This window comes from Nocardia sp. NPDC127526, from assembly GCF_042672265.1.
In the GTDB taxonomy this organism is placed as follows: Bacteria; Actinomycetota; Actinomycetes; order Mycobacteriales; family Mycobacteriaceae; genus Nocardia.
In genome coordinates this window covers 146,001-169,108 of the sequence record NZ_JBHXVO010000014.1, presented here as the reverse complement: position 1 = coordinate 169,108, position 23,108 = coordinate 146,001, and the positions used below count along the sequence as shown (strand labels likewise).

The 23,108-nt window shown below is 68.8% G+C and carries 23 protein-coding genes; 15 read left to right on the top strand and 8 right to left on the bottom strand.

The genetic code is table 11. The annotated features are described in order from the left end of the window. Positions 1 to 174: 174 nt before the first annotated feature. Both ACFVIV_RS22870 and ACFVIV_RS22865 read right to left on the bottom strand, forming a co-directional pair. Positions 175 to 1,302 carry an acyl-CoA dehydrogenase family protein gene (locus ACFVIV_RS22870; RefSeq protein WP_379199422.1) on the bottom strand — a complete coding sequence of 376 codons (1,128 nt, stop codon included), beginning with the start codon at positions 1,300 to 1,302 and terminating at the stop codon, positions 175 to 177. Positions 1,303 to 1,304: 2 nt separating this feature from the next. Then, the gene (locus tag ACFVIV_RS22865; RefSeq protein ID WP_379199395.1) at positions 1,305 to 2,540 is read right to left on the bottom strand and encodes an acyl-CoA dehydrogenase family protein; all 1,236 of its coding nucleotides are present in this window, start codon (positions 2,538 to 2,540) and stop codon (positions 1,305 to 1,307) included. A gap of 161 nt (positions 2,541 to 2,701) precedes the next feature. On the opposite strand from ACFVIV_RS22865, the gene ACFVIV_RS22860 reads away from it, so the two are divergent. The 5 genes from ACFVIV_RS22860 (at position 2,702) to ACFVIV_RS22840 (ending at position 5,054) form a co-directional block, all read left to right on the top strand. Continuing rightward, on the top strand, positions 2,702 to 3,139 hold the full coding sequence (locus ACFVIV_RS22860; protein ID WP_379199393.1) for a DUF1707 domain-containing protein: 438 nt from the start codon (positions 2,702 to 2,704) through the stop codon (positions 3,137 to 3,139). A gap of 5 nt (positions 3,140 to 3,144) precedes the next feature. Beyond that, complete coding sequence (locus tag ACFVIV_RS22855; protein ID WP_379199391.1) at positions 3,145 to 3,432, top strand: hypothetical protein; 288 nt, start codon at positions 3,145 to 3,147, stop codon at positions 3,430 to 3,432. 9 nt (positions 3,433 to 3,441) lie between these two features. Next, a complete protein-coding gene (locus ACFVIV_RS22850; RefSeq protein ID WP_379199389.1) occupies positions 3,442 to 3,618 on the top strand; it encodes a hypothetical protein in 177 nt (58 codons plus the stop codon). A gap of 150 nt (positions 3,619 to 3,768) precedes the next feature. After that, the gene (locus ACFVIV_RS22845; RefSeq protein WP_379199387.1) at positions 3,769 to 4,554 is read left to right on the top strand and encodes a class I SAM-dependent methyltransferase; all 786 of its coding nucleotides are present in this window, start codon (positions 3,769 to 3,771) and stop codon (positions 4,552 to 4,554) included. Further along, entirely contained in the window at positions 4,551 to 5,054 is a 504-nt protein-coding gene (locus ACFVIV_RS22840; protein WP_379199385.1) for a GNAT family N-acetyltransferase, read from the top strand. Before ACFVIV_RS22845 ends, ACFVIV_RS22840 begins: the two co-directional genes overlap by 4 nt. 75 nt (positions 5,055 to 5,129) lie before the next feature. Here ACFVIV_RS22840 and ACFVIV_RS22835 read toward each other — a convergent pair whose 3' ends face one another. Further along, on the bottom strand, positions 5,130 to 5,333 hold the full coding sequence (locus tag ACFVIV_RS22835; protein WP_379199383.1) for a cold-shock protein: 204 nt from the start codon (positions 5,331 to 5,333) through the stop codon (positions 5,130 to 5,132). Positions 5,334 to 5,618: 285 nt separating this feature from the next. Between ACFVIV_RS22835 and smc the strand changes: the two genes are divergently transcribed. Continuing rightward, positions 5,619 to 9,227, top strand: a complete 3,609-nt coding sequence (smc, locus tag ACFVIV_RS22830) for a chromosome segregation protein SMC (RefSeq protein ID WP_379199381.1) — start codon at positions 5,619 to 5,621, stop codon at positions 9,225 to 9,227. Between the two features lie 4 nt (positions 9,228 to 9,231). Here smc and ACFVIV_RS22825 read toward each other — a convergent pair whose 3' ends face one another. Continuing rightward, the gene (locus tag ACFVIV_RS22825; protein ID WP_379199379.1) at positions 9,232 to 9,900 is read right to left on the bottom strand and encodes a lysophospholipid acyltransferase family protein; all 669 of its coding nucleotides are present in this window, start codon (positions 9,898 to 9,900) and stop codon (positions 9,232 to 9,234) included. Positions 9,901 to 9,964: 64 nt separating this feature from the next. After that, positions 9,965 to 10,504, bottom strand: a complete 540-nt coding sequence (locus tag ACFVIV_RS22820; RefSeq protein ID WP_379199377.1) for a DoxX family protein — start codon at positions 10,502 to 10,504, stop codon at positions 9,965 to 9,967. A gap of 173 nt (positions 10,505 to 10,677) precedes the next feature. Between ACFVIV_RS22820 and ACFVIV_RS22815 the strand changes: the two genes are divergently transcribed. Continuing rightward, entirely contained in the window at positions 10,678 to 11,340 is a 663-nt protein-coding gene (locus tag ACFVIV_RS22815; protein ID WP_379199375.1) for an HAD family acid phosphatase, read from the top strand. Between the two features lie 57 nt (positions 11,341 to 11,397). Here ACFVIV_RS22815 and ACFVIV_RS22810 read toward each other — a convergent pair whose 3' ends face one another. After that, positions 11,398 to 12,294, bottom strand: coding sequence for an NmrA family NAD(P)-binding protein (locus ACFVIV_RS22810; protein ID WP_379199373.1), 897 nt, complete (start codon positions 12,292 to 12,294; stop codon positions 11,398 to 11,400). A gap of 106 nt (positions 12,295 to 12,400) precedes the next feature. Here ACFVIV_RS22810 and ACFVIV_RS22805 point away from each other — a divergent pair, with 106 nt between their 5' ends. From ACFVIV_RS22805 to ACFVIV_RS22790, 4 genes are all read left to right on the top strand, one after another. Then, the gene (locus ACFVIV_RS22805) at positions 12,401 to 13,225 is read left to right on the top strand and encodes a TetR/AcrR family transcriptional regulator (RefSeq protein ID WP_379199372.1); all 825 of its coding nucleotides are present in this window, start codon (positions 12,401 to 12,403) and stop codon (positions 13,223 to 13,225) included. A 9-nt stretch (positions 13,226 to 13,234) separates the two neighbouring features. After that, on the top strand, positions 13,235 to 13,630 hold the full coding sequence (locus ACFVIV_RS22800; RefSeq protein ID WP_379199371.1) for a VOC family protein: 396 nt from the start codon (positions 13,235 to 13,237) through the stop codon (positions 13,628 to 13,630). Between the two features lie 86 nt (positions 13,631 to 13,716). Next, complete coding sequence (locus tag ACFVIV_RS22795; RefSeq protein WP_379199370.1) at positions 13,717 to 15,078, top strand: hypothetical protein; 1,362 nt, start codon at positions 13,717 to 13,719, stop codon at positions 15,076 to 15,078. A gap of 106 nt (positions 15,079 to 15,184) precedes the next feature. Further along, positions 15,185 to 15,595, top strand: coding sequence for a hypothetical protein (locus ACFVIV_RS22790; protein WP_379199369.1), 411 nt, complete (start codon positions 15,185 to 15,187; stop codon positions 15,593 to 15,595). A gap of 75 nt (positions 15,596 to 15,670) precedes the next feature. On the opposite strand, the gene ACFVIV_RS22785 is transcribed toward ACFVIV_RS22790, so the two are convergent. Next, complete coding sequence (locus ACFVIV_RS22785; protein WP_379199368.1) at positions 15,671 to 16,153, bottom strand: pyridoxamine 5'-phosphate oxidase family protein; 483 nt, start codon at positions 16,151 to 16,153, stop codon at positions 15,671 to 15,673. Between the two features lie 107 nt (positions 16,154 to 16,260). Continuing rightward, a complete protein-coding gene (locus ACFVIV_RS22780) occupies positions 16,261 to 16,650 on the bottom strand; it encodes a DUF2237 family protein (RefSeq protein WP_181581079.1) in 390 nt (129 codons plus the stop codon). A 215-nt stretch (positions 16,651 to 16,865) separates the two neighbouring features. Here ACFVIV_RS22780 and ftsY point away from each other — a divergent pair, with 215 nt between their 5' ends. The 4 genes from ftsY (at position 16,866) to ACFVIV_RS22760 (ending at position 22,987) form a co-directional block, all read left to right on the top strand. Further along, positions 16,866 to 18,494 (top strand): signal recognition particle-docking protein FtsY, encoded by a 1,629-nt coding sequence (ftsY, locus tag ACFVIV_RS22775; protein ID WP_379199367.1) that lies wholly within the window; start codon positions 16,866 to 16,868, stop codon positions 18,492 to 18,494. Positions 18,495 to 18,726: 232 nt separating this feature from the next. Further along, positions 18,727 to 20,067 carry an ammonium transporter gene (locus ACFVIV_RS22770; RefSeq protein WP_379199420.1) on the top strand — a complete coding sequence of 447 codons (1,341 nt, stop codon included), beginning with the start codon at positions 18,727 to 18,729 and terminating at the stop codon, positions 20,065 to 20,067. A 4-nt stretch (positions 20,068 to 20,071) separates the two neighbouring features. Next, positions 20,072 to 20,410 carry a P-II family nitrogen regulator gene (locus ACFVIV_RS22765; RefSeq protein WP_379199365.1) on the top strand — a complete coding sequence of 113 codons (339 nt, stop codon included), beginning with the start codon at positions 20,072 to 20,074 and terminating at the stop codon, positions 20,408 to 20,410. Between the two features lie 105 nt (positions 20,411 to 20,515). After that, entirely contained in the window at positions 20,516 to 22,987 is a 2,472-nt protein-coding gene (locus ACFVIV_RS22760) for a [protein-PII] uridylyltransferase (RefSeq protein WP_379199363.1), read from the top strand. Positions 22,988 to 23,108 lie beyond the last annotated feature (121 nt).

Here is a 23,108-nt window from a genome sequence, read left to right as displayed (position 1 = left end):
CCACACATCGAGGTGAGATCCCGGCCAAAAGCACGCCGGGATGACCGGGGTGGCCACGCCGGACTGACGGGGTGGCCATGCGGGATGATGGGTGGCCACGCCGGGATGATGGGTGGCCACGCCGGGATGATGGGTGGCCACGCCGGGATGACGGTGGGTGACGGGGACCGTGGACTACGGGCGGGTCAAGGCCGCGTAGCGGGTGATGTGCTGATCGGTGCTGCCGAATTCGTGCTGAACGGCGGTGAGGCGCTTGAAGAAGTGGCCGATGGCCAATTCCTCGGTCATGCCCATGGCGCCGTGCAACTGCACCGCCTCCTGGCCGATGAGGCGGGCGGCGCGGCCGATGGTGGCCTTGGCGGCGGAGGCGGCCTTGGCGCGATCGGCGGGGGCGGCATCCAGTTTCAGCGTCACCAGATAGGTTGCGGCAATGGCCTGTTCCAGCTCCAGGTGCATGTTCACCATGCGGTGCTGCAGCGCCTGGAAGCTGGCGATGGGGACGCCGAACTGCTTGCGCTGCTTGGTGTATTCGACGGTGTCGGCCACCACCTTGCGCATGATGCCGACCGCCTCGGCGCAGACCGCGGCAATGGCCTCGTCCAGGGTCGCGGCGATGGCGTCGGCGGCATTGCCGATCAGCAGGGCGTCGGCGGGCAGGCGCAGCCCCTCGAAGGCGAGGTCCGCGGCGCGGCGTTCGTCGATGGTGCGGTAGGTCTGCGCGGTCAGCCCGGCGGGCGGGTCGGCCGGATCGAAATCCACAGCGAACAGGGCGATCTCACCGCTGTCCAGGCGGGCGCTGACCAGCAGGTGGGTGGCCAGCGGGGCGGCGGTGACCACGATCTTGACGCCGTCGAGAATCCAGTCCTCGCCCTCGCGCCGGGCCGTCGTGGCGACCTTGGTGTAGTCGTAGCCCGAGCGCGGCTCCAGGGCGGCGAAACCGGTGATCACCTCGCCGGCGGCAATGCCGGAGAGCAGATCCTCGGCGCGCTTGCCGTCGGCGCGGCGCAGCAGGCCGCCGCCGACCACCACGGTGTCCACATACGGTTCGACCACCAGCGCGCCGCCGAGGGCCTCGGCAATGATCATCGTCTCGACCGGTCCGCCGCCGATGCCGCCCACCGATTCCGGCAGGCCCGCGCCGAGAATCCCGACCTCCTCGGCCAGTCCGCGCCAGATCTCCGGCTGCCAACCCGCGCCGACGCGCGCTGCGGCCCGGCTGGATTCGAGGTCGTAACGGGCCGCGAGGAATTCCGTGACGGTGTCGCGGAGCAGATCCTGTTCTGCGGTGAAAGAGAAGTCCATGGTCACAGTCCCAGCGTGGCTTTGGCGATGATATTGCGCTGAATCTCGTTGCTGCCGGCGTAGATCGAGCCGGCGCGGTCGTTGAAGTACCGCAGCGCGGCGACGGCCTGCCAGTCCGCGCCGCTGACGAAGCCATCGGCGGGAGCGGCGTAGTCGACGACCGGGCCGCCGGGCATGGTGGCGTGCGGCTGATAGGCGCGGCCCTGCGGGCCCGCGGCCTCCAGGGCGAGTTCGGTGAGGATCTGGCTCAACTCGGTGCCCAGGATCTTGATGGTGGAGGCGGCCGGCCCCGGATCCTTTCCGCTGGAAACCAATGCCAGCGTGCGGTATTCGAGGATCTCCAGCACATCCGCGCGAATGCGGGCATCGGCCAGCTTGGCGGCGAAGGCCGGATCGTCGATGAGCGCGCCCTCGCCGTTCGGATTCGGCTGCGCGAGCGCGGCCTGCGCCAGTTCCTCGGCCATCACCTGCAGGGCCGGGGCCGCCGCGCCGCCGCCGCGCTCGAAGTTGAGCAGGTATTTGGCCACGGTCCAGCCGTCGTCGATCGCGCCGAGCACATTGGCCTTGGGCACCCGCACCTGGTCGAAGAAGACCTGGTTCTGCACCTGCTCGCCGGAAATCATGACCAGCGGCCGGATTTCGATGCCCGGCGTGCGCATATCGATGAGGACGAAGGTGATGCCCTGCTGCTTCTTGGCCTGCTTGGAGGTGCGCACCAGGGCGAAGATCCAGTTGGCCTCGGTGGCGTGGGTGGTCCAGATCTTGGATCCGGTGACGACCAGATCCGCGCCGTCGTCCACGGCCGCCATGTTCAGCGAGGCTAGATCGGAACCGGCTTCGGGCTCGGAATAGCCCTGGCAGAAGAAGACCTCGCCGGTCAGGATGCGGGGCAGGAAGTAGTCCTTCTGCTCCTCGGTCCCGAACGCCATGATCGCGTGCGACACCATGCGAATGCCCATGGGGGACAGGTTCGGCGCACCGACGAGGGTGCATTCGCGCCCGAAGATGTAGTGCTGGGTCAGGCTCCACTTGCAGCCGCCGTACTTCACCGGCCAGGCGGGCGCGGCCCAGCCCTGCGCGTGCAGGATCTCCTGCCATTTCATGCTGGCTTCGTGATCGGGGTAGACGCTCGTCGCCAATCGACCGGCCCGGCGAAGATCGTCGGTTAACTTTTCGTCGAGGAAACGACGCACCTCATCTCGAAATGCCAGATCGTCGGGCGACCAGTCCAGATCCACGATGACTCCTTGTGCGAGAACCGACCCTAACCATCTCACCGCAAACCCCCTGCTGGCAAATGTGCTGGCACCCGCCCTCACTTCAACTCATTGACATTCCACAGTGGGTTGTTATCATCGAATAACAACGTTCCACAGTGGAACATCTTGGAAGGATCGACATGGACATCAACACCGGCACTCGCGCCTCGGACGCCGAGCGCGCCCAGATCGCGGATCTGCTCGGCCGTCACATGTCCGACGGCCGCCTCGACCTCGCCGAATACAACGAGCGGGTCGCCCGGGTCTACACCACCGTCTATCGGGAAGAACTCCAGCAGGTCCTCACCGACCTCCCCGAACTCACCAAAGCCGCTGTCGAGAAGCCGCGGTCGCGCACCCGTTTCCCGATCTGGCAGCGCATCGAGGGCAGCGCCTGGCTCGGCGTCAGCCTCCTGGTGCTCGGCATCTGGGCCGCGATCTCGCTGGCCGCGGGCGAATTCACGTACTTCTGGCCCGTCTGGGTAATCGTCCCGTGGGGCGCCGTCCTGGTCTTCCGGGTCCTCACCGGCTGGGAAGCCGGCGCCGCGAAGCACTGCGGGAGAGCCGTAATGAGGTAACCGTCATGTCCGCTTACGCCACCCTTCTCGCCTTCCACATCGTCGTCGGCGCCGCCGGGCTGGCGCTCGGCCCGGTCGTCGCCTGGGCCGACGCGCACACCTGGCCACACTCCCGCGAACTGGGCGCCTGGTACCTGGGACTCGTTGTCGCCGTCTGCATTTCCGCCTGCGCCCTGGTCTTCTGGCGCCGCACCGACCTGTGGTGGCTCGTCCCCGTCTCGGCCCTGACCGTGGCCCTGGCCCTGCTCGGCCGCTACGCCGTCGCCCGCCGCGGGGCCTGGACCCACGCCTAGGTCCACGGCATGGGCGGCTCCTATATCGCCCTGCTCACCGCGACGATCGTGGTCAGCGTCGCCATCGACGGCCCCCTCTACGGCGCGGCCCAGCTCATCGCCTGGCTCGCCCCCACCGCTGTGATCACTCCACTCCTCGAGGTGTGGCGACGCCGCATCACCCCCGCCGTCCCGGCGCGCGCGTAGCCCGACACTCCCGTACCAATCTGAAACAGCATCGACCGGGAACTGGTGGCGGTGGCTACTCGGGCGATGCCGCCACAGATTCCCGGTGATCGTCTGTCCAGGTCTACCAATGGGATTCGGGGGTGCCGGCCACGTGCTTAACATGGCTGGGTGGGCTCAGGCGGCAGGTGGGAAGTCGAGCATTCCGAGGTGTGGGCGCGGCGGGCGCGGTCGTTCGGGGCCGAGGCGGCGGCCTATGACCAGCATCGGCCGGACTACCCGATGGCGGGGGTGCGGTGGGCGCTGGAACCGTTGGGGGACAAAGACGATGCCGAGGTGCTGGATCTCGGGGCCGGGACCGGGAAGCTGACCGGGGTGCTGCTGGCGGCGGGGGCGCGGGTGCGGGCGGTCGAGCCGGACGACGCGATGCGCGCCACCCTCGCGGCGCGGTATCCGGAGGTGCCCGCGCTGGCGGGCACGGCGGAATCGATTCCGCTGCCGGATGATTCGGTGGACGCGGTGCTCGCCGGACAGGCGTTTCACTGGTTCGATCTGCCACGGGCGTTTCCGGAGCTGGCGCGGGTGCTGCGGCCGGGCGGCGTGGTCGCGGCCTTCTGGAACACCCACGACAGTTCGGTCGACTGGGTCGCCGAACTCGATCGGATCTCCCTCACCCGGCTGTCCTTCCGGCGATTCCCGGGCGACGGACTGCCCTCGCACGCCTTGTTCCACCCCTTCGAGCAGCGCGAGTTCGCGCATTCGCAGCGCCGCACCGCCGAAAGCCTGGCCGCCACCATCGGCACCCATTCCACCAGCCTGGTCGTCACTCCCGCCGAGCGCGGCGAGCTCCTCGATCGGATCACCGGCTATCTGAGGAGCCGTCCCGAGACCGGCAGCGGCGAATTCGAAATTCCCTTGCGCACAAAAGTCGTCCGCGCCACCATACGACCGGCATGACCAGTCGAAACGCATGGATCATCACCCCCGCCCCGGTGTGCGATCCCGAATCCGTGGCACTCCTGCGCGACTACCTCGTCGACGTGGCCAACAGCTACCGGCTGCATCGGCTGGGGCGGCTCTCGACGCGCGCCGAACTCGATGACGACTGGGCCGGGTTCACCACCGACGACCTCGTGCCGCCCCGGGGCGTCTTCCTCGTCGGCCGGTACGCGGGCCGCCCCGCCGCGTGCGCCGGGCTGCGCCTGGCCGAAACCGGCACGGTCGAATTGACCAGAGTCTTCGTCCGGCCCGCACAGCGCGGCACCGGCGGCGCGAAACGCCTGCTCGCCGCCATCGAGGAGGCGGCGATCGGCTTGGGGGCCAATCGGATCAGGCTCGACACCCGCCTCGACCTGATCGAGGCCCGCACCCTCTACCTCGGCCACGGCTACGTCGAGATCCCGCCGCACGAGGACCGCGAATACGCCGAGATCTGGTACGCCAAGGATCTCGCCTGACCGCCCGCCCGCCTCGGAATGCAGAACGACCCCGGAGCCACTCACTCCAGGGTCGTTCTATGTGAGCGAAATCGCTCAGATGGCGGCGATGTTCTCCGCCTGCGGGCCCTTCTGGCCCTGCGCGATGTCGAAGGAGACCTTCTGGCCTTCCTGGAGCTCGCGGAAGCCGTTGCCGGCGATGTTGGAGTAATGGGCGAAGACGTCGGGGCCGCCGCCGTCCTGCTCGATGAAGCCGAAGCCCTTCTCCGAGTTGAACCACTTCACGGTGCCGGTAGCCATTCTGGCTCTCCTTTTTACTGGTCGGAGGTCCGCACCTTGCGGACCCGATGTCGCTCTGGGGTGATTCCGGGTGGAATCACTGGGAAACACAAAAACGCGCCTGCTGAATTGTGTGCAGGCGCGTACAGAAGTCTGTGAGAACCAAGAATTGCAACACCGAAGACAATACCCGATCTTCCAGTCATCGGACGAATCGGCCTGTCATAGGGCGTGCCGCGGCACGGAACCGGACGCGTTGTCGGCATACTCGGGGCAATCGAGCCCGACGGGGTAACCTCGACGGCTGTGCACCTGAAGAGTCTGACGCTGAAGGGGTTCAAGTCCTTCGCGTCCGCGACGACCCTGCGGTTCGAACCCGGGATCACCTGTGTGGTGGGGCCCAATGGGTCGGGCAAGTCGAATGTCGTCGACGCGCTCACCTGGGTGATGGGTGAGCAGGGCGCGAAAGCTCTGCGTGGCGGGAAGATGCAGGACGTCATCTTCGCCGGCACCGCGGGCCGCGCCCCGCTCGGCCGTGCCGAGGTCACGCTGACCATCGACAACTCCGACGGTGTGCTGCCCATCGAGTACTCCGAGGTGTCCATTACCCGGCGCATGTTCCGTGACGGCGCCGGCGAGTACGAGATCAACGGCAACTCCTGCCGGCTCATGGATGTGCAGGAACTGCTCAGCGACTCCGGCATCGGCCGTGAGATGCACGTCATTGTCGGGCAGGGGCAGCTATCGGCGATTCTCGAATCGCGGCCGGAGGACCGGCGCGCGTTCATCGAGGAAGCCGCGGGTGTGCTCAAGCATCGGCGGCGCAAGGAGAAGGCCGTCCGCAAGCTCGATGCCATGCAGGCGAATCTGGCGCGGCTCACCGACCTGACCACGGAATTGCGCAGGCAGCTCAAGCCCCTGGGGCGGCAGGCCGAGGTGGCGCGGCGTGCAGCAACCGTCCAGTCTGAATTGCGGGACGCGCGTTTGCGGCTGGCCGCCGATGATCTCGTGACCCGGCGGCGCGAGCTCGAATCCCAGCAGAGCAAAGAGGCGTACGCACGCGAGCAGCAGGTGAACGTGCACGCCGAACTGGATGCCGCGAATGCCGCGCTGGCCCAGCAGGAATTCGAGCTGTCGCGCCTGACGCCCGGCGCGGAAGCCGCCGCGCAAACCTGGTTCCAGCTGTCCGCGCTGACCGAGCGCGTCAATGCCACTATCCGGATTGCCCGAGATCGTGCACGCAACCTGACCATCGAGCAACCCACCGGCGCCGGGCGCGATCCGGAACAGCTGGAGCGCGAGGCCGAACGGGTCGAGGCCGAGGAGGCCGAACTCCTCGAGGCCGTGGAGATCGCCACCGAAACCCTGGAAGCCGCGCGCGACGCCCTGCACGAGCGCGAACAGGCCGCCAAGGCCGCCGAACAGGCCCATCTGGCCGCGGTACGCGCCATCGCCGACCGCCGCGAGGGCCTGGCCCGGCTCTCCGGCCAGGTCGACACGCTGCGCTCACGCGCCCAATCCGTGGACGGCGAGATCGCCCGCATGTCCACCGGCATTGCCGAGGCCCGGCAGCGCGGCGCGGCGGCGGACGCCGAATTCGAGGCCGTCCAAGCCGAATTGAGCGAGCTCGACGCCGGTGAGGCAGGTCTCGACGCGCAGTACGAGCATGCCGCCCAGGCCCTCGAGAACGCCGACCAACGCGTCACCGAACTACGCGAGAAGGACCGCGAAGCCGGTAAGCGCGTCGCCTCCCTGACCGCCCGCATCGAGGCCCTCACCATGGGCCTGGCCCGCAAGGACGGCGCCGCCTGGCTGCTCGAACACCGCACCGACGGCCTGCTCGGCCCGCTCTCGGGCCTGATCAAGGTGCACGGCGGCTTCGAGGCCGCCGTCGCCGCCGCCCTCGGCCCCCTCGCCGACGCCGTCGCCGCCGACACCGGCCCCTCGGCCCACGCCGCCGTCCGAGCCCTCAAGGAAGCCGACGGCGGCCGCGCCGCACTCGTCTACGCCGGTGCGGCCCATGCTGGTTCGGGTTCCGGCGGTGCGCTGCCGGGTGGTGCGCGCTGGCTTGCGGAGGTTGTCGACTGCCCGGAGCGCATGCGTGCCGCGATTACCGCGCTGACGACCGGTATTGCTGTCGCCGAGGATTTGGACGCGGCCGCGCGGGTGCTGGCTGCGCGTCCGGAGTTGCGCGTAGTCACCCGCGAGGGTGATCTGACCGGTACCGGGTGGGTGCTCGGCGGGTCCGACCGTGCGCCGAGTCAGCTCGAGGTGCAGGCCGATATCGATTCCGCGGCAGCGGAACTCGCGTCCTGGCAGCGGCAGGCCGAGGAGCTCGAGGCGGCGCTCGCGGGTGCGCTGGCCGAGCAGACCGACCGCAAGGAAGCCGTCGATCACGCTCTGCTCGCGTTGCACGAATCCGATCAGGCGCTGGTGTCCATCTACGACCGGCTCGGCCGGCTGGGGCAGACGGCCCGGACGGCTCAGAAGGAATGCGAGCGCCTGCTCGCCCAGCGCGCCGAGACCGAGGCCGGTCGCGAGGAGACGCTGAGCAAGCTCGCCGAGCTCGAGGACCGGCTGCGCCACGCTGAGCTCGAGCAGTCCGAGATGGGTGCGGAATCCGCGGGCACCGAGGCCGCCGGATATGCCCGCGAGGAGGCCGCGGCCGCCCTCGCCGAGTCCCGCACCATGGAGGTCGAGGCCCGCCTGGCGGTCCGCACCGCCGAGGAGCGCGCCGAATCGGTGCGCGGCAAGGCGGATTCGCTGCGCCGCGCTGCCCGCGCCGAACGCGAGAACCGGGCCCGCGCCGAACGCGCCCTGGCCGCCCGCAAGCAGGCCGCCGCCGTCGCCGCCGTGGTGGCCGACTCCGCCGAGCGGGTGGCCGCCCAGCTCGAGCAGGTCGTGGCCGAGGCCGCCGCCCGCCGCGACGAATTGGTGCGCCGCCGCACCGAATTCGCGGCCCAGGTGGAGCAGACCAAGGAACGCGCCCGCGCCCTGAACAGCCAGCTCTCCCAGCTCACCGATGCGGTGCACCGCGACGAGGTGGCGCGCGCCCAGGCGGCGCTGCGCATCGAGCAGCTGGAGGCCACCATCTCCGAATCCTTCGGTCTCGCACTGGAAGACCTCATCGCCGAATACGGCCCGGACGTCCCCATGCCGCCGACCGCGCTGGAGATGATGGAGTACGAGCAGGCCAAGGAGCGCGGCGACCAGGTCACCGAGCCGCAGCCCATGCCCTACGACCGCACCACCCAGGAGCGCCGCGCCAAGCGCGCCGAGAAGGACCTCACCACCCTCGGCAAGGTGAATCCCCTGGCCCTGGAAGAGTTCGCGGCCCTCGAGGAGCGCTACAACTTCCTCGCCACCCAGCTCGAGGACGTCAAGAAGGCCCGCCAGGACCTCCTGGACGTCGTCGCCGAGGTCGACGCCCGCATCCTGCAGGTCTTCACCGAGGCCTACGAGGACGTGGAACGCGAATTCGTCGGCGTCTTCAGCCGGCTCTTCCCCGGCGGCGAGGGCCGGCTGCTGCTCACCGACCCCAGCGACATGCTCACCACCGGCGTCGAGGTCGAGGCGCGCCCGCCGGGCAAGAAGGTCAAGCGCCTCTCGCTGCTCTCCGGCGGCGAGAAGTCGCTGACCGCCGTCGCCCTGCTGGTCGCCATCTTCCGCGCCCGCCCCTCACCGTTCTATGTCATGGACGAGGTCGAGGCGGCCCTGGACGACACCAACCTGCGCCGCCTCATCGGCCTGTTCGAGCAGCTGCGCGAGAAGAGCCAGCTCATCGTCATCACCCACCAGAAGCCGACCATGGAGATCGCCGATGCGCTCTACGGCGTCAGCATGCGCGGCGACGGCATCACCCAGGTGATCTCGCAGCGCCTGCGCGGGGAGAACCTGGTCGGCGCGGCCACCTGAGCGCTCATCCGCGCAGGTCCTCGATGCGATCGCGGAGATGATCCAGCAGCTTGTCCGGATCGTCGAACTCCGCCGGATCGATGGGCGCGCCGAAATGGATGGTCACCGGCTGGCGGCGATCGAAGGCGGGACCGTCGCCGCGGTGCCGGCGCATGGGTAGCACGCGATCGGTGCCGGTCGTACCCACGGGAATGATGGGAATGCCGGTCGCCAGCGCCAGTTTCGCCACCCCGGGCTTGTAGGGTTCGCTCTCGCCGGGCGCGACCAGGCGGCCCTCCGGATAGATGATCAGCACGCCGCCGTGCCGCAGGATCTGCTCGGCCTGCGACAGCGCGGCGCCGCCGGATTCATTGTCGCGGCGCACCACCGGAATCTGGCCCAGCCGGCGCACCAGCCAGCCGACCACCGGCCACGACCACAGCTCGGCCATGGCGATGGCGATCGCCCTGCGGCGCAACGCACCCCAGAGGAAGACGGCGTCAAGCATCGAGATGTGATTGCTCGCGATGATCACGGGCCCGGTCTTCGGCACCCGCTCGCGTCCGAGCACGGTGACGCGGACGATATTCGACCAGGCCAGCGTGCGCAGGATGCGACGCACGAATTGAGTTGTGAGCCAGGCGCGTTTGCCCAGGCCCTTGGGCCGCCGCGCGGTGTTGTCGTTCGATGCCACGCTCACATCCTGGTATGCGGGCGGCGAGCGCGGCACCGGGGAACTACTCAGGCGCGGGAATTGCTCAGTCGCGCAACAACAGCAGGATGAACGCCAGCACGACCGCCAGCACCAGGGCCGCCACACCGTAGGTCAGGCGGTGCGAGCGCACGCCGGGCAGGAAGGCGTCCACGGAATAGCGGCCGGGGCCGGTGAGGGCCAGGCCGCCCGCGGTGACGAGCAGGACGATCTCGTATTCCAGACCCGGACCGGATTGGGATCCGAGCCAGCCCGCACCCCATCTGACGGCGAGCGCATTGATCATGACGCCGACCAGGGCGGCCGCCGAGAGCGGCGTGAGCGCGCCGAGCGCGACGCCGAGCCCGCCGACGAATTCGCTGAGCCCGGCGAGCACGGCCATGAACTCGCCGGCCGGATAGCCGCTCTGCTCGAAGCCCTGTCCGGTGCCGGTGATGCCGTAGCCGTCGAACCAACTGAACAGTTTCTGGGCGCCGTGGGCGGCCATGGTCAGTCCGATACCGAGGCGGATCGCCAGCAGGCCCACGTCATAGGCGTGCACGCTGGTTGTGTGATTGGTGGAGACAGGAGCGCTGGTGGTGGTCATTTCGCGTTCTCCTTCGGCAACAGCCAAATGAAACATATGGCACATATGGCCCACCCGGGCTAGAGAATACCCCCGTTGATCGCCACGGACCGTCCCACTGACCGGGAATTTCGGTGCGAGACAATGTGAAACGTCTGCGCGTCTGATGTGCCGGGCGCTAGCGTCCAGCGGTCATGAGACGTTCTATAGCCGCCATTGCCGCAGGTGTCACCGTCACGCTCGCCGCGCCGCTGCCCACCGCGCTGGCCGACACCGGATCCTCCTCGCTGTCCGGGGGCACCGGATCCTCCTCGCTCTCGGGCGGCGGCTCCGGCTCGTCGTCGCTCTCCGGCGGCGGCGACCTGCCCAGCTACGCGCAGTGGATCGCGGATGTCACCGTGGTCGCCAATGAGGCGCAGGCCTACCTCGCCACCCGACTGCCCTCCGGCGGGAAGCCCGCCATCGTGTTCGACATCGACAACACGACACTGGAGACGCAGTACAACCCGAGCCCCATCACCCCGGCCATCGCGCGCATGCTGCAACTGGCGCAGTGGGCCGACGGGCAGGGCGCGGCGATCATCTTCGTCACCGGCCGCCCGGCGGTCATGAATCTCTATACGCAGCTGAATCTTTCGGCCGTGGGCTATCCGGTGGAGCGCCTGTACGGGAGCCCGCTGACCACGTTGTCGGCGGGCTCGGCCGGGCTGGAGGAATACAAGACGGCCAGCCGCATCGATATCGAGAGCAAGGGCTACACCATCGTCGCGAATATCGGCAACAGCGCGTCCGATCTGGCGGGCGGCCATGCCGAGCGCACCTTCAAGCTGCCCGACTACGACGGAGCGTTGTCGTGAACTGAGCGCGTGGCCCGCGCCCCGCCGTCATCGTGCGGCAGACTCTCGATCGGGTGCTCAGCGCTCCAGCAGCGCTTTCAGCTGCGCACCACCGGTTTCGGCGAGCCAGGCGTCCAAGGTGCGCAGACTCGGCAGGATTTCGCGCAGGGCGGGGATGTCGGCATGCCAGCCCTGGCCCGCGCGGGTCTGCCGCCAGACATTGGCCAGTTCCGGGCCCATGGCCTCGGCCTCCGCCATGGTGATCTCCTGGTATCGGATCGGATGGCCGGTGCTCTCGCTGATCTCGGCCGCCGCGCCGACCGGGGTGGGGGAGTCGCCGGCCAGTTCCAGGATCTCGCCGTGGAAGCGGGCCGGATCGGTGAAGGCCAGCACCGCGAAGGCGGCGACATCGTCGACGGCGATCATCTGCAAGGGCTGATCGCCGGCGAACAGGTGCCGGTGCACACCGTCGACGATGCCGTCCACGACCGAACCCTCCAGCAGATAGTTCTCCATGAAGCGGACCGGGCGCAGGATGGTCCAGCGCAGGCCGCTCGCCCGGACGGCGTCCTCGATGCGGCGCTTGCCGACCGAGCCCCAGTTCCGTTCCTCCCGGAACGATGCGATACCGGTGAAGACGATCTGATCGACGCCCGCCGCCACGGCCGCCGCCACCAGGTTTTGACCGCGGCGCGCTTCCAGATCGACATCCCAGCCACCGGCCTGATAGAGCGCGGGCGGCACCAGCAGCACCGCCCCGACACCGGCGAGTGCCGCCGCGATGCTGTCACGATCATCGAAATCGCCGACCGCCAGCTCCGCGCCCGCGGCCGCGAGCTCTTGCGCGGCAGCCGATTCCCTGTCGCGAACCAGCGCGCGGACCGGGCGGCCCGCGCGCAGCAGCTGCCGGGCCGTCGCGCCGCCCTGCTTGCCGGTGGCGCCGGTGATCAGAACGAGGTCGCTGTGAGAAGACATGTTCACCTTGTCTGTTCGGTAGTATTCGGGTCGGATGACCCGGATCCCGACGCTACGAGCAGCCGAATCCGGTTGGCCAGCACCGCGGAAGGAACTCCGTAACGAAATGACCGCCCCACCGCTGCCACCCGGCTCCCCCGATGGCCGTGCCACCGCGGCGAACTCGCGCGCGGATGCGCGCCGCAATCGCGCCCTGGTGCTGGCCGCCGCCCAACGCGCCTTCGCCGAGATCGGCGTCTCGGCCTCGCTGGCGGAGATCGCCCGCCGCGCCGGGGTCGGCGCGGGCACCGTGCACCGGCACTTCCCCAGCAAGGACCATCTCCTGGAAGCGGTTCTGCAACAACGCATCGACCGCCTCACCGCCCTGGCCGTCGGCTATCGCGACGCCCCCGACGCCGGTGTGGCCTTCTTCGCCTTCTGCACCGAGGTCATCACCTCCACGCCCCGCAACCAGGACCTGTGCGACGGCGTGTTCGACAGCGACGGCTGGCCGCGAGACCTGCTCCGCGAAGCCGGCGAGCGCTTCCATCGAGCCCTCACCGCCCTGCTCGTCGCCGCCCAACGCCAGGGCGCGGTCCGCCCCGACCTCACCCTCGCCGACGTCCTCGCCATCTTCACCGGATGCGTTGCCATCCAACGGCTCCCGGGCAACCAATCCGGCCTGGCGCGCCCCGCCGCACTGGTATTGGACGCACTGCGCCCGCGAGCCCCCGTCGCCCGGGTAACGAAACCCGGAACTCCCGTACCGGACCGTAACGAAACATCCGACCGTAACGAATCCGCGGCCGCCCACTGCCCGATCTGCGCCACCCCCGTCCGGCACACCGGCCCCGGCCGCCCCGCCCGTTACTGCTCCCCGGCCTGCCGCCAGAAGGCGCACCGCCGTCGTCACGCGCAGTCCTCGGTCGCGGGGACATCCGCCGGGCAGTAGATTCCGGGCATGCCTCTCGGTCACCTGGGCGTCAATGTGTCCGATCTCGTCGCGGCGCGGGCCTACTACGACGAGTTGATGCCGCTCGTCGGATACGCGCCCTTGCTGAGCGACGACACCCAGTTCGCGTACCTCCCGGCGGGCGGGAAGATCGGGACGTATCTGTTCTTCTATCCCGCCGCCGAACCCGGGTACTCGCGCAGCCGGGCGGGACTGCAGCATTTGGCCTTCATGATGCGCTCCCGCGCCGCCGTGGACGACGTGCACGCGTGGGCGGTCGAGCGGGGCGCGGAGATCCTGCATCCGCCAAGGGAATTCCCCGAGTACCCGCCGCCCTACTACGCGACCTTCTGGACCGGGTACGACGGTCTCATGCTCGAAGCGGTGTGTCACAAGCCCGCATGACCTCGGCGAGAGTCGCTGGCGGGTATACGGATTCGTGATCCGGTTGGGCGGGACGGGAGGGTGGGGTGCCGGGATAGGCTCGCGGCGTGGTGTGGGTATCGGCTGTGGCATTCGGGGTCGCATGGTGGCTGGGGTTGTATCTGCTGGCGCGGGATTCGCGGAAGGCGGTGTTGCGCAGGGCGGGTGTGGGGATGCTCGCGTATGCGGCGGCGGTGGTCGGGGATGGGCTGGCGACCGGGGACGAGTGGTTCGACGGGTTGCGGATCGTGCTGGTGTGCCTGCCGGGGATCGCGTGGACGGGGGTGTTCGTGCGGTTGTGGCCGGAGCGGTTCGCCGAACGGGGGGACCGGATCTGGCGGCTCGGGGTGGTTCCGGTGTGTGCGCTGCTGGCCATGCCGGCGGGGGCCGGGCTGATGCCGGTGGCGTATCTGCTGGGTGCGCTCGTCATCCTCATGCTGCTGGTCGCCATGCTGGGAATGCTGAATCAGCAAGCCGATTGGGCCGATGACGCACGGCGCTCGGTGGCGGGGCTGCTGTCGGTCGGCGCGCTCATGTTCGGGCTCAGCGTGGCCCTGATCCTGCTGGGATTCAATGTGGTGCCGCGCACGGCCATGCTCTCGGCCGTGGCGGTGGATCTGCTGCTGCTCGGACTGGGCATCGCCGTGCTGGACGCCTTCGACGAAGGGGAAGCGCTGCGCGGCGACATGATTCGCTCGCTGCTGGCCTCGGCGGTGACGGCGGTGGTGTTCGGCGGCCAGGCGGCGGTCGCCATCGTGCTGGCGGGGGAGCGGACCGGGCTACTGGCCCTGCTGTTCGGCGCCATTGCCGCGGCCATCGCCCTGCAGGTGCTCAACGCACCCCTGCAAGCGGGCGTGGACCGGCTCGCCTTCGCCTCCGCGCCGCGGCTGCGCGAGGCCCGCGGCGAATTGCGCACCGCCGCGGAAGCCCTCCCGCGCAAGGTCGCCGACACCGGCCTGGCCGCCCTGGAGGAGGACGAGTTCGCCCGCCTCACCCGCCGCGCCCTCAGCCACTACGCCGATCTCGGCAAGCTGGTCTCGAGCCCGCTCATCGATCTGCCCGCCATCGACGACAGGCTCTCCGGCCGCGACGCCTCCGGCCCGCTGGACCGCGCCACCGAACTCAAGGCCCTGCTCACCGAATCCATCACCCGCCTGAAACCGCGCACCGGCGAGGAATTCGGCACCAGCGAGGAGTGGCGGCACTACAACTCGGTCTACTTCTATTACGTCGTCGGCATCCGCCCCTACAGCGTCCGCACCAAACGCACCGACCTGGACCCGGTCGCCCGCCGCGCCCTCGCCTGGTTCGTCGACCAGGTCCCCGAACGCACCCTGCACAACTGGCAGAACTCGGCAGCGAAGCTCATTGCCGCCCAACTGCGCTCGGGCCTGCCCAGCATTCCCTCCGAAACAAGAAACAACGCCTGACCAGCGATTGGCAGTAGTAGGCAGCACTTGGCGTGGTGTTGGCAGTGCCCCTCCGGCGACTGTCGGAGTGTCGCAAGCGAACACCCCGACCGAAGGACTGGTCCCCATGACCTACACCGCCACCGCCTCCCGCACCATCGCCGGCATGTCCCCCCTGCGCCTGGCCTACGAACTCGACGGCATCATGACCCTCGTCTCGGGCATCGCCCTCATGGCCCTCGCAGGCGTCCTCGACTCCCCGCTCGGCCTGTCCACCCCACTGCTGCTGGGCGTCGGCGCCTTCTTCACCGCCTACGCCATCGGCGTCCTGATCGTCGCCACCCGTAAGAACATCCCCCGCAAGCCCGCCGCGGTGATCGCCGGCATCAACGCCTTCTGGACCCTGGACAGCCTCATCACCCTGGCCGCCGGCTGGATCGAACCCACCACCCTGGGCACCATCGGCGTCCTGTTCATCGCCGCCTTCACCGCCCTCATGGCCGCCGCCCAGGTCTACACCCTGCGCACCGACCGCTGAACCCCGGCGCACAACCGAAACACCGCCAGCGGCAATGCCGTCCGGATCATCCGGGCGGCATTGCCGCATGCCGCATCAGGCGAATTTGACGATGGCGGGAGTGACGTCGCCGGCCGCCAGCTGTTCGCCGTGGAGCAGCTGGATGCGATCGGGGTCCAAGCGGAGCACGGTGAAGGACGGATCCTCGGGACCCGTTGCGCCGAATTCGGTCAGGTCGTAGCCCAGCGGGGGCGGGGTGGTCATGAACATGTCCCAGACGTGTTTCTTCGTCGCGGCGTCGTCGACCCAGCTGGTGCGGGCTTCGCCTTGGACGACGTTCTGGGCCGGGCTCCAGTAGGAGAAGGCCACGACCGGGTTGGCGGACAGGTGCCGGGCCTTGACCGGGGAGGGGAAGGTGAAGATCCAGCCGACGGGGCGGTCGCCGTCCATTTCCCAGATGGGGTGCAGGATGCGGGAGCGGGGGCGGCCGCCGGGGGCGACGGTGGTGATGGTGCACCAGACGATATCGCTGGTGAAGCGGAAGAAATCAGCCTTGATGGCGTCGAAGGTCGTGGGCATTGCGGCCTCTCGAGGGTTGCGCGGCACAGATGGATTGCATGCTCGCACGACCCACCGACAAGAAATGCGGAGCCGTGGGGGAGGAGGGGGTGAATTGCCTTGTCGCGCTAGAGGAGATCGCTGACGTCGTCGGGGACGTCGACGGCGTATTTGCGCAAGGTGTCCATCGGGACCACCTCGAGGGCGTTCTCATGGGTGGCGGCCAGGACCACCGGGGCGGCCACGCCGTCCTCGTGGGCGTGCAGCCAGCGGACGGCGACCACGCACCAGCGGTCGCCGGGTTGCAGGCCCGGGAAGTTGTTCTCCGGGCGCGGGGTGATGAGGTCGTTGCCGATCGACTTCTGATGCTCCAGGAACTCCGCGGTCACCACGGTGCACACGGTGTGGCTGCCAAGATCTTCGGGGCCGGTGCTACAGCAGCCGTCCCGGTAGAAGCCGGTGAGAGGATCGGTGCCACACTCCTCCAGCGGTCCCCCAAGCACATTTCGATCGGTCACGTCGCCGATCCTATTGTCTCGGTGTCGCATTCGCCGCTCCTTCCGCACTGTGGTGCGATGTTGTGCAGACCGGTCGGTCGTTGTCTCGATTCGAGGCCCGCGGTTCGGCGTGTCCATAGCCGTTACCCATTGATGTGTGCTACTGAACACTGCTCCGCGACCCGAGGGTAGGTGCACGAATCGGGCGATAGATCCACCTCTGAAAGGATGGGGGCGTGACTGCTCAAGCCTGGATCCTCATTGCCGCGATCGCCGCGGTGCTGCTGGTGGCCTTCGTATCGGGATTCGTCCTGTACAAGCGCCGGCGCATCTCGCTGGCGCCGACCGCTCCGGAGAAGGAGCTGACGGAAAAGACCGACCGGTCAGGTGGGTACAAGTCGGCGGGCGGATTCAGTTTCAGTCAAGGCGGCGGGACCGCAACGCTCCCCAAGCCCGAGCCGGTGCCGGTCGAGCGCACCGATACCGAGGGCCAGCCGCACGTCGGCGACGATGCCGCCATCCCGCGCGATTCGGGCAAGCGCAGCATTACCGATGTCCGCCTGCCCGAGCCGGTGCAGGGGCCCGAGCCCGCCACCGACACCGCCGCGCTCGCGGACGCCGCGGCCGCGGAAGCAGTCACGCCCGCCGATGTCGTCGCGCCGGTCGAGCCGACCACCGCTCCGGACGAAGCCCCCGCGCCCGCCGAAGCCGCCGCGCCGGCCGAACCCGCCGAGCGCGTCGAAACCCCTGAAACGGTGGAGACCGGCGGGCCCATCGAGATCGTCGCCCCGGCCGATACCGCGCCGCCCGCGGCCCCGGTTCCCGCCGAAACCCCGGCTCCCACCGAAACCCCGGCTCCCACCGAAACCCCGGCTCCCGTCGAGGCTTCCGCCCCGGCCGAGACCGCCGCCCCGGCCGAACCCGAAGTGTTCGTCCCGGACATCGAGCCCACCGCCGGCCGCCTCACCCGCCTGCGCGGCCGCCTGTCCCGCTCCCAGAACGCCGTCGGCAAATCCCTGCTCGGCCTGCTCGGCGGCGGCGACCTCGACGAGGACTCCTGGGAGGAGATCGAGGACACCCTGGTGATGGCCGATCTCGGCACCGCCAGCACCGCCGCCATTGTCGAGCGCCTGCGCGCGGAAATGGCCGCCCGCAGCGTCCGCACCGCCGTCGACGCCCGGAATGTGCTGCGCGACGTCCTGATCGAGGCCCTGCGCCCCGAACTCGACCGCTCCATTCGCGCCCTGCCGCACGCCGATCACCCGTCGGTGCTGCTGGTGGTCGGCGTGAACGGCACCGGAAAGACCACCACCACGGGCAAACTCGCCCGCGTCCTGGTCGCCGACGGCCGCCGCGTGCTGCTCGGCGCCGCCGACACCTTCCGCGCGGCCGCCGCCGATCAGCTGCAGACCTGGGGTGAGCGCGTGGGCGCGGAGACCGTGCGCGGCAAGGAGGCCGCCGATCCGGCCGCCGTCGCCTTCGACGCCGTCAGCGCCGGCATCGATCGCGGCGTGGACGTGGTCCTCATCGACACCGCCGGCCGCCTGCACACCAAGACCGGCCTGATGGACGAGCTCGGCAAGGTCAAGCGCGTGGTGGAGAAGAAGGCCGAAGTCGACGAGGTGCTCCTCGTACTCGACGCCACCGTCGGCCAGAACGGTCTCATGCAGGCCCGCGTCTTCGCCGATGTCGTCGACATCACCGGCGTTGCCCTGACGAAGCTGGACGGAACCGCCAAGGGCGGCATCGTCTTCCAGGTGCAGCACGAGCTCGGCGTGCCCGTGAAACTGGTCGGTTTGGGCGAGGGCGCGGATGATCTCGCTCCGTTCGAGCCCGGCGCCTTCGTCGACGCCCTGCTCGGATAACCCGCGCCGACGTGGGCGGATGATGTGTCCTGAGATCATCCTCACAATCCGCCCGTAACAGAGGTGCGGTTTCGGAAACCTGACTGCAACAGTGCACGCTCATCCGTTCACCTAGGTGAAACGCCGCAGGTTCACGGAGGAAACACCGACTGAGGAACCTCATTGCAGGCCCGATTTGCCGTGTACCGGCGGGGCTCGAGATGAGGAGGACAAGAAGGTGGACTTCCCAGTAATGGGCGCGCCTGACGCCGGAGACACCGCATGGATGCTGGCAGCTTCAGCACTCGTGCTGCTAATGACACCCGGACTCGCGTTCTTCTACGGCGGCATGGTCCGCTCGAAGAACGTGCTGAACATGATCATGATGAGCATCAGCGCCATGGGCGTGGTGACCATCCTGTGGTCGCTCTACGGTTTCTCCATCGCCTTCGGCGATGACAAGGGCAACCTGTTCGGCGATCCGGCCCAATACTTCGGCCTGAAGGGCGTTTTCGGCGGCGCCGACCAGTCGAACGTGCTCGCCGACGTCGAAACCAGCGTGCCGCTGGCCGGCACCATCCCGCTACCGGTGTTCGTCGCGTTCCAGCTGATGTTCGCGATCATCACCGTCGCGCTGATCTCCGGCGCGGTGGCCGACCGCATGAAGTTCGGCGCCTGGCTGCTGTTCGCGGCGGTCTGGGCCACGGTCGTGTACTTCCCGGTCGCGCACTGGGTGTTCGCCTTCGACAACATCACCGGTGAAGAGGGCGGCTGGATCGCCAACAACCTCAAGGCCATCGACTTCGCGGGCGGCACGGCCGTCCACATCAATGCCGGTGTCGCCGGTCTGGTCCTCGCGCTCATCCTCGGCAAGCGCAAGGGCTGGCCCAAGACCCCCATGCGCCCGCACAACCTGCCCTTCGTCATGCTCGGCGCCGGTCTGCTGTGGTTCGGCTGGTACGGCTTCAACGCCGGTTCCGCCGTCGGCGCCACCGCCACCGCCGGTGAGACCTTCCTGACCACCACCATCGCGACCGGCACCGCCATGCTGGCCTGGCTGCTGGTGGAGAAGATCCGCGACGGCAAGCCCACCTCGCTGGGCGCCGCCTCGGGCATTGTGGCCGGTCTGGTCGCCATCACCCCGGCCTGTTCCTCGGTGAACGTGCTCGGCGCCATTGCCATCGGCGCGGTCGCGGGTGCGCTGTGCGCCCTGGCGGTCAGCCTGAAGTTCAAGCTCGGCTTCGACGATTCGCTCGACGTGGTCGGCGTGCACCTGGTCGGCGGCCTTGTCGGCACCCTCATGGTCGGCCTGGTCGCCGCGCCCGAGGCGCCCGCCGGTGTGACCGGTCTGTTCTACGGCGGTGGCATCGAGCAGTTCAAGCTGCAGTCCGTCGGCGCCCTCGCCGTACTGGTGTTCTCCGCGGTCGCGACCGCCATCATCGCCTTCGCGATCAAGTTCACCATCGGCCTGCGCGCCGACGAAGAAGGCGAGTTCCAGGGCTTGGACGAGTCCGAGCACGCGGAATCGGCATACGATTTCGCTGCTGTGGGTGGAACGGCCCGTACCACCGCCGCGACCGTCAAGGAGGCATGACGCAATGAAACTGATCACTGCAATCGTCAAACCGTTCACGCTCGAGGACGTCAAGAGCGGGCTGGAGCAGGCGGGCGTACTCGGCATGACCGTGAGCGAGGTGCAGGGGTACGGACGTCAGAAGGGCCACACCGAGGTCTATCGCGGCGCCGAGTACTCGGTCGACTTCGTCCCGAAGGTCCGGGTCGAGGTGGTCGTGGACGACGCCTCCGTCGAGAAGGTCGTCGAGACCATCGTCGAGGCCGCCCGCACCGGAAAGATCGGTGACGGCAAGGTCTGGGTGACCCCCGTGGAGGCGGTCATCCGGGTCCGCACCGGCGAACGTGGGTCCGACGCTCTCTAAAGAGATGGATCGAGTGGCGGCCCCGCACCCGCCGGTGTGAACCGGACGGGACGGGGCCGCCCCCGTGCTCGGGGATGACGAACTGAATGAGATGGGTGGTGGGTTGTGGGTTTCCAGCAGGCACGCGACGAGAAGGTTCCGAACGGGAAAGTCTCCAACGGGGCGTCGGACTTGGTCCGGGCTCGTGACCAACTGCTGGGGGAGCACCACGCCAATGGCCGCACATCGAAACTGGATTCGGAGGCGCTGCGCCAGGCGCTGGTGGACCTGTTCGAATTGTGGCTGACCACCAAGGCTTCCGATGTCGGCATCACGCCCGACAGCGGATTGGCCATTCTCGCCGTGGGCGGCCTGGGGCGCCGGGAGATGCTGCCGTACTCGGATCTGGATCTGGTGCTGCTCTACGACGACGTCGACCCGCATAAGGTGGCCGAGGTCGCCGATCAGCTCTGGTATCCGTTGTGGGACGCCCACATCAAGCTCGACCACAGCGTGCGCACCGTGCCGCAGGCGCTGCGCGTGGCCTCCGACGATCTCACCGCCGCGCTCGGCATGCTCGAAGCACGGCACATCGTCGGCGACGAAGGGCTGAGCAATCTGCTGATCAGCGGCGTGCGGCGGGATTGGCGCAGCGGCATCCGCTCCCGCTTCGACGGCCTGATCGCCCAGGCCGAAACCCGGTGGCGGCGCAGCGGAGAGATCGCGCATCGCGCCGAACCCGATCTCAAGCACGGGCGCGGCGGCCTGCGCGATATCCAGCTGCTCGACGCGCTCGCCATCGCACAGCTGACCGACGCCATGCCGGGGCTCGGTCCGGATGTGCCGGGCGGCGGTCTCGCCCAAGCCCATCGGCGACTGCTGGATGTGCGCACCGAACTGCACCGGGTCGCCGGGCGCGGGCGCGACCAGCTGCGCGCCCAGGACGCCGACGAGATCGGGGCGGCCCTGCGCATCGGGGATCGCTTCGATCTGGCCCGCACGCTCAGCGATGCCGCGCGCACCGTCTCCTATTCGGTGGATGTCGGATTGCGCACCGCCGCCAATGCCCTGCCCCGGCGCGGCCTCGCGCGCCTGCGCCGCATGCCGGTGCGCCGACCACTCGATGAGGGGGTGGTCGAGCATTCCGGTGAGGTGGTGCTGGCCCGCGACGCCCGCCCGCAGCGCGATCCCGGGTTGATACTGCGCGTGGCCGCGGCCTCGGCGCAGACCGGGCTGCCCATGTCGGCGACGACCCTCAACCGGCTCTCCGAGGACGCGCCCGAACTGCGCGAACCGTGGCCCAAGGACGCCCTCAACGATCTGCTCGTGCTGCTGGGCGCGGGGCCGGGCACCATCGACGCCATCGAGGCGCTGGACCGAACCGGCTTGTGGGGCAGGCTTTTCCCGGAATGGGGCGTGGTGCGCGATCTGCCGCCGCGCGATGCCATGCACACCTGGACCGTGGACCGCCACCTCATGGAGGCCGTCGCCCAGGCCAGCGCGCTGTCCACCCGGGTGGCGCGCCCGGACCTGCTGCTGCTCGGCGCGCTGCTGCACGATATCGGCAAGGGACGCACCGAGGATCACAGCGTGGTCGGCGCGGAGCTGGCCACCTCCATCGGCCGCCGGCTGGGGCTGTGGCCCTCGGATGTGCGGACGCTCTCGGCCATGGTGCGCCACCATCTGCTGCTGCCCGATACCGCCACGCGCCGCGACCTCGCCGATCCCGACACCGTGAAAATGGTGATCGACGCTCTCGACGGCGATCCGCAACTCCTCGAACTGCTGCACGCGCTCGCCGAAGCCGATTCCCTGGCCACCGGGCCCGGTGTGTGGAACGACTGGAAGGCCTCGCTCATCGGCGATCTGGTGCGCCGCTGCCGCCTCGCCATGGCGGGGGAGGAACTGCCCGAACCCGAACCCATTCCCGACGAGTTGCTCGAACGCGCCGAATCCGGTGGCGTGCACGTGGAATTGAAACCGGGCGAAGGCCGCTACACCCATATCGTCACCGTGGTCGCGCCCGACCATCCCGGATTGCTCTCCGATGCGGCCGGTGTGCTGGCCCTGCATTCCTTGCGCGTGCTTTCCGCCGATCTGGCCGGGGTCGGGAAATCCGCTATCGACACTTTCGTGGTCGCGCCGCGATTCGGTGATCCGCCGGATCCGGGCTTGCTGCGTCAGGAATTGATCCGGGCCATCAATGGGGATTTGGATTTGGCGTCCGTGCTCGCGCGCAAGGAACGCGAGGCCGGCGGCACCCAGCCGAGTCCTTATGCGCGGGCGAAACCGCGGGTGCTGTGGTCGGAAACCGCCGAGCCCGGACGCGTGCTGCTGGAATTGCGCGCCGAGGACCGAATCGGTTTGCTGAGCCGGCTGGCCGCCGCGCTCGCGGATTCCGGTGCGAATGTCTCCTGGGCCAAGGTGGTGACCATGGGCGCGGCCGTCGTGGACTCGTTCTGCCTGGATCTGGGCGCTTTCGACAGCCCCGAACTGCGGGCCCGGATCGAGGCCGCGGTGCTCGCGGTGGTACCGCCGCAACAACCCAAGAAAGCCCCCGAATCGGACACGGAAAACGGATCAACCTCGGTTTTCTGACCATTCGCCATGAAGCAGGATTAACTGGCAAACCGCACGTTTGCCAGTTAATCTGATTGTTGCACGGAATTTGCTGCAATTAGGATCTGGCACTCCGCGTTGCGCCCTACGATCGCATCGA

Bases quoted from the DNA above. Each gene is read 5' to 3' on its own strand.
- ACFVIV_RS22870 (WP_379199422.1), bottom strand. From the start codon at position 1,302: ATGGACTTCTCTTTCACCGCAGAACAGGATCTGCTCCGCGACACCGTC.
- ACFVIV_RS22860 (WP_379199393.1), top strand. From the start codon at position 2,702: ATGGACATCAACACCGGCACTCGCGCCTCGGACGCCGAGCGCGCCCAG.
- ACFVIV_RS22855 (WP_379199391.1), top strand. From the start codon at position 3,145: ATGTCCGCTTACGCCACCCTTCTCGCCTTCCACATCGTCGTCGGCGCC.
- ACFVIV_RS22850 (WP_379199389.1), top strand. From the start codon at position 3,442: ATGGGCGGCTCCTATATCGCCCTGCTCACCGCGACGATCGTGGTCAGC.
- ACFVIV_RS22840 (WP_379199385.1), top strand. From the start codon at position 4,551: ATGACCAGTCGAAACGCATGGATCATCACCCCCGCCCCGGTGTGCGAT.
- ACFVIV_RS22835 (WP_379199383.1), bottom strand. From the start codon at position 5,333: ATGGCTACCGGCACCGTGAAGTGGTTCAACTCGGAGAAGGGCTTCGGC.
- ACFVIV_RS22820 (WP_379199377.1), bottom strand. From the start codon at position 10,504: ATGACCACCACCAGCGCTCCTGTCTCCACCAATCACACAACCAGCGTG.
- ACFVIV_RS22815 (WP_379199375.1), top strand. From the start codon at position 10,678: ATGAGACGTTCTATAGCCGCCATTGCCGCAGGTGTCACCGTCACGCTC.
- ACFVIV_RS22810 (WP_379199373.1), bottom strand. From the start codon at position 12,294: ATGTCTTCTCACAGCGACCTCGTTCTGATCACCGGCGCCACCGGCAAG.
- ACFVIV_RS22805 (WP_379199372.1), top strand. From the start codon at position 12,401: ATGACCGCCCCACCGCTGCCACCCGGCTCCCCCGATGGCCGTGCCACC.
- ACFVIV_RS22800 (WP_379199371.1), top strand. From the start codon at position 13,235: ATGCCTCTCGGTCACCTGGGCGTCAATGTGTCCGATCTCGTCGCGGCG.
- ACFVIV_RS22790 (WP_379199369.1), top strand. From the start codon at position 15,185: ATGACCTACACCGCCACCGCCTCCCGCACCATCGCCGGCATGTCCCCC.
- ACFVIV_RS22785 (WP_379199368.1), bottom strand. From the start codon at position 16,153: ATGCCCACGACCTTCGACGCCATCAAGGCTGATTTCTTCCGCTTCACC.
- ACFVIV_RS22770 (WP_379199420.1), top strand. From the start codon at position 18,727: ATGGGCGCGCCTGACGCCGGAGACACCGCATGGATGCTGGCAGCTTCA.
- ACFVIV_RS22765 (WP_379199365.1), top strand. From the start codon at position 20,072: ATGAAACTGATCACTGCAATCGTCAAACCGTTCACGCTCGAGGACGTC.